The sequence below is a fragment of the Candidatus Salinivivens marinus genome (assembly GCF_965655845.1).
GTDB lineage: Bacteria > Pseudomonadota > Alphaproteobacteria > Rhodobacterales > Rhodobacteraceae > Salinivivens > Salinivivens marinus.
In genome coordinates, this window is the sequence record NZ_CBFHHX010000022.1 from 1 (window position 1) to 5,721 (window position 5,721).

The following is a 5,721-nucleotide window of genomic DNA, read 5'->3' on the forward strand; positions in this document are numbered from 1 at the left end:
TCGAATGATAAATGAAAAGATTTGTAGATTTACAAGATCTGTCTTCTTACCAATGCTTCGTATTATGCCTCGAATTTCTTCTTTTCCCCCTGAGGTAAAATCTTTCGATGAGTATGTTGAAAGTTGTGATAATTTTGTAAGTGTTACCAACAGTCGTATTGAAGAACTTAGAGGTAATGCCTTACTCGTTATTGAGGCACCCTTTGTGTCTCATTTAACCAACTCTTATTATGGCGGATCTAAAGTTCAGTCTTTATTTACACAGCAAGGAGAATTTACAGCGACAGAGCAGCGGATAATCGAAATTATCACAGAAGGGATGAACGCTTCGATGGAAGCGGCCTGGAAGGATATGCTTCAAACAAAATTCGAGGTTCAATCTCGAGAAGAGAACATCCAGTTTGTTTCTTTTGTTGATGGGGCAGATACGGTCATTGTTTGTGCCTTTATGGTGCAAATGCCAAACCATGATCCTGTGAGCTTCGATGTTGTTTATCCACTGCAGACACTGAAACCAATTTCTTCGCAGCTGCGTTCGAGAGTTCAGAATGAATTCGCACAAGATGATAGAACCTGGAAGGAAAGACTGCAGAATGCAGTATTGTCGATACCTCTTACCTTAACAGCTGAAATAGGAAATCCAAAAACATCAATTGGAAAATTAATGAAATCTACCGAGGGAGATGTCTTCGCAATGGCAACTCCGGAGAATGTTTTAGTCAAAGTTGCTGGAGAAAAAGTATTTTTTGCCGATATTGGTAAAGTTGGTCCGAATGCTGCAATATCAATGAAAAAGAGAGTAAAAATGAGCGAGGAAAAAGATGGCTGAGGAAGAACAAGCTGAGATAAAGTCTGAAGGTATCGAGAACCTGAAAGTCTTAGAGAATATAGATGTTGAGTTAACAGTTGAAGTTGGTCGGACTGAAATAACAATTCGTGACTTGCTTCGATTAAATGAGGGTTCCGTGGTTGAGCTTGAGCGATTGGCTGGTGATCCGCTGGATATACTTATTAACAATACAAAGATTGCCAAAGGTGAAGTGGTTATGATTGGCGAGCGCTTTGGAGTGCGTTTTGGAGAAATAGTCGACCCTGAAAAACGAATGGAGAGCATCTGATATTAATTTTTTCATATGTCAGTTTATTGAACAACTTGGTGTGAACTCCTAACACATTGATTTTAGTTATAAAAAAGTAATTGGTATAACAGTTGCAAAACCCCTTTGAATTAGGGGTTTTTTTATGACGTACGAAAAAATTGCAATGGTAATTTTATTTTTGGGTGCCCTTATGGCAGTTCAAATCTATCTTTACGTCCGTTACAGGGCTAATCCCAAAACCAATAAAACAATCAGCAGCTTGAAAGTGGTTTCTAGATTAAATCTATCTAAAACTTCTCAGTTGAATATTGTAAATGCAGGCGGAGAGTCATTTTTAATAGTTTGCTGTAAGAATTCATCAGCAGCAATTGTCCCCCTTAATCCCAATAAAATTATCAATGATGTTGAGGCATATAGTGATGAATTGGTTTAGCCATCTCAAATTTATACTCTGTGGGATGCTTGCCCTAATGATGGTGACAAATGTGAGCTATGCTCAGGATTTGAGTGCTCTTGGTTTACCTGCCCTCACAACAGCGACCGGCGTAAATGGTGAGACAACATACTCACTATCATTACAAATTTTAATACTAATGACCGCTTTGACAGTTTTGCCATCTTTGGTTCTTGGCATGACAGCTTTTACTCGAATAATCATCGTTTTGTCAATTTTAAGGCAGGCTCTTGGAACGCAGCAAACCCCTCCAAACCAAGTTCTGATAGCAATCGCTTTATTCCTAAGTTTTTACATTATGAGCCCCATTTTTGAGGTTTTGTATTTAGAAACTCTGACTCCATACTTGGATGGAAACTTATCAACAGAAATGGCTATGAACCAAGGTTTATCAGTCTTAAAGGAGTTTATGGTTTCCAACACCAGAGTTGATACAATAAATATGTTTGCAGATCTTTCCGGTTCTGGTCCATTCAATGATAAACAGTCAATTCCAATCTCCATTGTCTTGCCTGCTTTTATAACATCTGAGCTGAAAACAGCTTTTGAGATTGGCTTCCTGATCTTCTTGCCGTTTCTTGTGATTGACATGGTTATAGCATCTATTCTCATGTCTCTGGGTATGATGATGTTGTCACCAATGTTAATTTCACTCCCTTTCAAATTGCTACTTTTCGTTTTGGTGGATGGCTGGTCGATGACTGTTGGGTCATTGTCCGCAACTTTCTTGGTGGAGTGAAATAAATGGCCTATGATCAGAACGTTCAGTATTTAAGTCTTGCATTTTGGCAAATCATAATGACCGCTGGTCCGATCCTGGCAATAGCACTTGGTATAGGTCTATTTATCGGACTTATTCAGGCCGCTACCTCAATTCAAGAAATGACACTGAGTTTTGTTCCAAAGTTATTTGTTGTCTTGGGTGCAATGGCATTATTCGCCAGTTATACTTTGTCCACTATGACTGACTACTTTATGTTCATCTTTGAAGAGATAGCATTGAAAGGAATTTAGAGTGGAGCAAGTTGGAAGTTATGCGGGTATTAGTTTGCAGAGTATACCAGTGTACCTTTTACTGTTATTACTATCGACTTTAAGAGTAGGGTCTTTTCTTTTATCCTCTCCTTTTTTTGGATCGCGTATGGTCCCTTTACCTGTAAGAATTGTTTTTTCATTTGGGATTGGTGTATGGGTCCTAACAAATATTAAATTACCACCATTAGAAATATTAGTCGGCATAGATTTACTTCCGATAATCTTGCAGGAAGTATTTATAGGGCTTTCTTGTGGTATGGTTCTTTCTATATGCTTTGGTACTGTTATATTGGCTGGTGAAAAGATTGCCGCAACTTCAGGCCTGGCTTTTGCCTCTCAGGTTGATCCGTCAAGTGGCGCCCAATCGCCAGTAATCAGCCAAATTTTTTCATTATTTTTATTAGTTCTATTTTTTTCATTGAATGGTCATCTAGTAATTTTTGAGATGATTTTCCTTAGTTATGAGAGTATGCCAATAGGGGGCATGGTAGAGTATAAAAAAATTATAGAAAACTCACTATCATCTACCAATTTTCTTTTTAAAACTGCCGTGGTGATTGTTTTGCCTATCGTAAGTATTCTATTTTTTATGAATATTGGAATAGGTTTCATAACAAAGTCTGCGCCGCAATTGAACCTATTTTCTTTTGGCTTTCCAATGACAATCCTGGGAACTTTCTTCGCATTATATTTTTCAGTGGATGCTCTTCAGTTTGTGTTTGCTGAGTTGATTGATGAAGCAATCGGTATTGTAAAAGGTGTATTAGGAGATCTGGGCGATGGCTGAGAACGATCAGACACAGGAAAAAACCCAGGAGCCCACGCAGCGGCGATTAGAAAAGGCTAGAGAAGATGGGGATATTTTATCTTCGAAAGAGATGTTTGTTTTTGCAACTAGCGCCGTGGGACTTCTAGTAATTGCAGTCTTAGGTTTTTTTGCAAGTAACTTATTAACAACATGGTCGACGTTATTTTCATTTTCGCATCCAGAAGAGCTTCTTAGTACAAATTTTTATAATTCTTGGCAGGGTTTCCGTCTTATAATTTTTGGCGCTGCGTTTTTTGCGGTACCTTGTTTTTTTGGAATTCTTTTGATGCAAACAATTGTTGGTGGCGGTCTTAGTATCAGTTCAAAAGCTGTTGGTTTTAAATGGAATAAGCTTGATCCAATAAAGGGTCTGGGAAGAATTTTTTCAGTCAAAGGCTTAGTTGAGTTAATTAAATCAATCGCCAAAGTTGTATTTTTGACAGGTCTCGTTTTAGGATTTCTATGGTTTACTTTGCCCAACCTAATTTACCTAAGTGCCGGTGTGCTTAATCAGAGTTTAGAGATACTTTACCGGTCCTTACTGACATTTATTTTTGTGATTGTCCTAGTGCTTTTTGCCATTGGCATAGGTGACTACTTGTGGAGCAGACATACCTGGATGGAAAAATTAAGAATGTCCCGACAAGATTTAAAGGAAGAATCAAAGGAGAGTGAAGGGTCACCAGAGGTCAAAGCGCGAATGAGACGATTGCAGATGGAAGCGAGTCAACGTGCTACCGAACAGGCTCAAGCGATAAATGATGTAAAAGATGCAAGTGTTGTAATTACAAACCCAACCCATTTTGCAGTAGCGATTAAATATGAGCCAACTGAAAATGATGCACCAATAATTATAGCAATGGGGAAAGACGCGATGGCGTTTAGGGTCATAGAGGAAGCCGAATTAAATTCAATATCCGTAGTGAGATCTCCACTGCTGGCTCGTGCACTGTTTTATACCGGCAGTATCGGATTTGCTATTTCGGAGCAGCTTTATTCAGCAGTGGCTTCCATTTTGGCATATGTTTATCAATTAGAGCGAGGAGTAAATACTGCGTTGCAAGAGCCAGAAATACCATCTGACTTTATTTTTGATGAATTCGGAAAGCCTGTTAAGGAGTAAAAAATTGAGACCTCGTAAATCATCCATTGGTCAATTAATTTCAACCTTAGTGTTTCTAGTAATGTCCATTTGGCTAGCTAGCGCCGCAAGGGCTTTCTATCTGGATGGACAAACTATTAAGGCAATGTTGGTGGGTTTTGGTAGTATATTGGCTTTTATAGCTACGTTTCGGTTCCAAATTCAAAAATTTGTGAATGACAGAAAGAAAATCAAATGACAATAAATTGTGCCAAATGTGTCTTTTATTTTGTGACACACGATCCAGCACGACCGTGGGGTTGCAAAAAATTCGGATTTAAATCGCATCTTTTGCCAAACTATCAGGTTAAAAGTGCAACTGGCATGGAATGTGCTTATTATAAACTGAAAAAAGTCAGAAAACCGATCGAGAGAAGTTAGAAAATGGCAACACGTTCAGGTGATAAAGATTTAGAAAATGGTATAAAGGTTGCATTAGATGCCGCTGATACCGCTTCTGGCGTTACAGAAGAGTTCAATAATGTTCGCGAACAGTTTGAAGTTGTAAACATACAAGCAAAGCGGATCTACCAGTCCGTTCTTATCATTTTTGTAAGCGCCATTGTGGCCGCAATTATATCCCTCGGGGCTGGGCTTTTGATGTATTACAAAGCATTAGGAACCTTGAGAACAAACTCGAACATGGCCATTGAATCCCTTGCAATTTTTACTGAAAATGTCAGTACGTTGGATAAATCGGTGAAAACTGTAGAATCCAATACTGCAAATCAAGAAATAATTAAAAATTCTTTAGGCGATATTCGTTCTGCTGCCGAAAAAGCGTCAAAGGACATAGCCGCGGCAGAGAGAAAGTATAATCAAGCGATTAAACTGAGCGTTCAGGATACTGAGCGAGTGATAAAGGAGTTTGCTGAAACCACGCTGGTAGACCTAAAAACTCAATCTGATCTGACCCAGATGGCGCTTTCGGATCAAATAAGGGGAATACAAAAATTCTTTGAACCTGACCCATCGGAAGAAGATGGTGAAATGGATGGCGGAGACAATATAGTAACCTATAAGCAATTTATGGTTTTGGAAAATAAAGTTGATCAACTTATTGTTTTGCAAAAAGAGCTTGCAGCGAATATGATGGAAATGAATAGAGTTAAACAAGTAGAGGCGCAACGCAAAAAGGCTGCACCAAAAGTTGTCAAAAAGCCACCAGTTAATCCATTGAAGT

9 protein-coding genes are annotated in these 5,721 nt (G+C 38.7%); all 9 read left to right on the forward strand.

Going from position 1 to position 5,721, the window contains the following annotated elements; all coding sequences use genetic code 11:
- A partial coding sequence (gene fliM / locus ACTF5Q_RS11875) for a flagellar motor switch protein FliM (protein WP_438954812.1) occupies positions 1-829 on the forward strand: 829 nt, incomplete at its 5' end.
- Positions 822-1,118, forward strand: coding sequence for a flagellar motor switch protein FliN (gene fliN / locus ACTF5Q_RS11880; RefSeq protein ID WP_438954813.1), 297 nt, complete (start codon positions 822-824; stop codon positions 1,116-1,118). The genes fliM and fliN, both read left to right, overlap by 8 nt.
- A 124-nt stretch (positions 1,119-1,242) precedes the next feature.
- A complete protein-coding gene (locus tag ACTF5Q_RS11885) occupies positions 1,243-1,533 on the forward strand; it encodes a hypothetical protein (RefSeq protein WP_438954814.1) in 291 nt (96 codons plus the stop codon).
- A 25-nt stretch (positions 1,534-1,558) separates the two neighbouring features.
- The gene (fliP, locus tag ACTF5Q_RS11890; protein WP_438954818.1) at positions 1,559-2,293 is read left to right on the forward strand and encodes a flagellar type III secretion system pore protein FliP; all 735 of its coding nucleotides are present in this window, start codon (positions 1,559-1,561) and stop codon (positions 2,291-2,293) included.
- 5 nt (positions 2,294-2,298) lie between these two features.
- Positions 2,299-2,568, forward strand: a complete 270-nt coding sequence (locus tag ACTF5Q_RS11895; protein ID WP_020045127.1) for a flagellar biosynthetic protein FliQ — start codon at positions 2,299-2,301, stop codon at positions 2,566-2,568.
- A gap of 49 nt (positions 2,569-2,617) precedes the next feature.
- Positions 2,618-3,376, forward strand: coding sequence for a flagellar biosynthetic protein FliR (gene fliR, locus ACTF5Q_RS11900; RefSeq protein WP_438954819.1), 759 nt, complete (start codon positions 2,618-2,620; stop codon positions 3,374-3,376).
- Entirely contained in the window at positions 3,369-4,520 is a 1,152-nt protein-coding gene (locus ACTF5Q_RS11905) for an EscU/YscU/HrcU family type III secretion system export apparatus switch protein (protein ID WP_438954815.1), read from the forward strand. The genes fliR and ACTF5Q_RS11905 overlap by 8 nt, the downstream gene beginning before the upstream one ends.
- A gap of 4 nt (positions 4,521-4,524) precedes the next feature.
- Positions 4,525-4,737: a hypothetical protein gene (locus ACTF5Q_RS11910; RefSeq protein ID WP_438954816.1), complete on the forward strand. Its 213-nt coding sequence runs from the start codon at positions 4,525-4,527 to the stop codon at positions 4,735-4,737.
- A 185-nt stretch (positions 4,738-4,922) separates the two neighbouring features.
- Positions 4,923-5,721 (forward strand): hypothetical protein (locus ACTF5Q_RS11915; RefSeq protein WP_438954817.1); only part of this gene is annotated, 799 nt, incomplete at its 3' end.

What these genes read in the sequence shown, in the direction of transcription:
- fliN (WP_438954813.1), top strand. Translation starts at nt 822, where the DNA reads ATGGCTGAGGAAGAACAAGCTGAGATAAAGTCTGAAGGTATCGAGAAC.
- ACTF5Q_RS11885 (WP_438954814.1), top strand. Translation starts at nt 1,243, where the DNA reads ATGACGTACGAAAAAATTGCAATGGTAATTTTATTTTTGGGTGCCCTT.
- fliP (WP_438954818.1), top strand. Translation starts at nt 1,559, where the DNA reads ATGCTTGCCCTAATGATGGTGACAAATGTGAGCTATGCTCAGGATTTG.
- ACTF5Q_RS11895 (WP_020045127.1), top strand. Translation starts at nt 2,299, where the DNA reads ATGGCCTATGATCAGAACGTTCAGTATTTAAGTCTTGCATTTTGGCAA.
- ACTF5Q_RS11905 (WP_438954815.1), top strand. Translation starts at nt 3,369, where the DNA reads ATGGCTGAGAACGATCAGACACAGGAAAAAACCCAGGAGCCCACGCAG.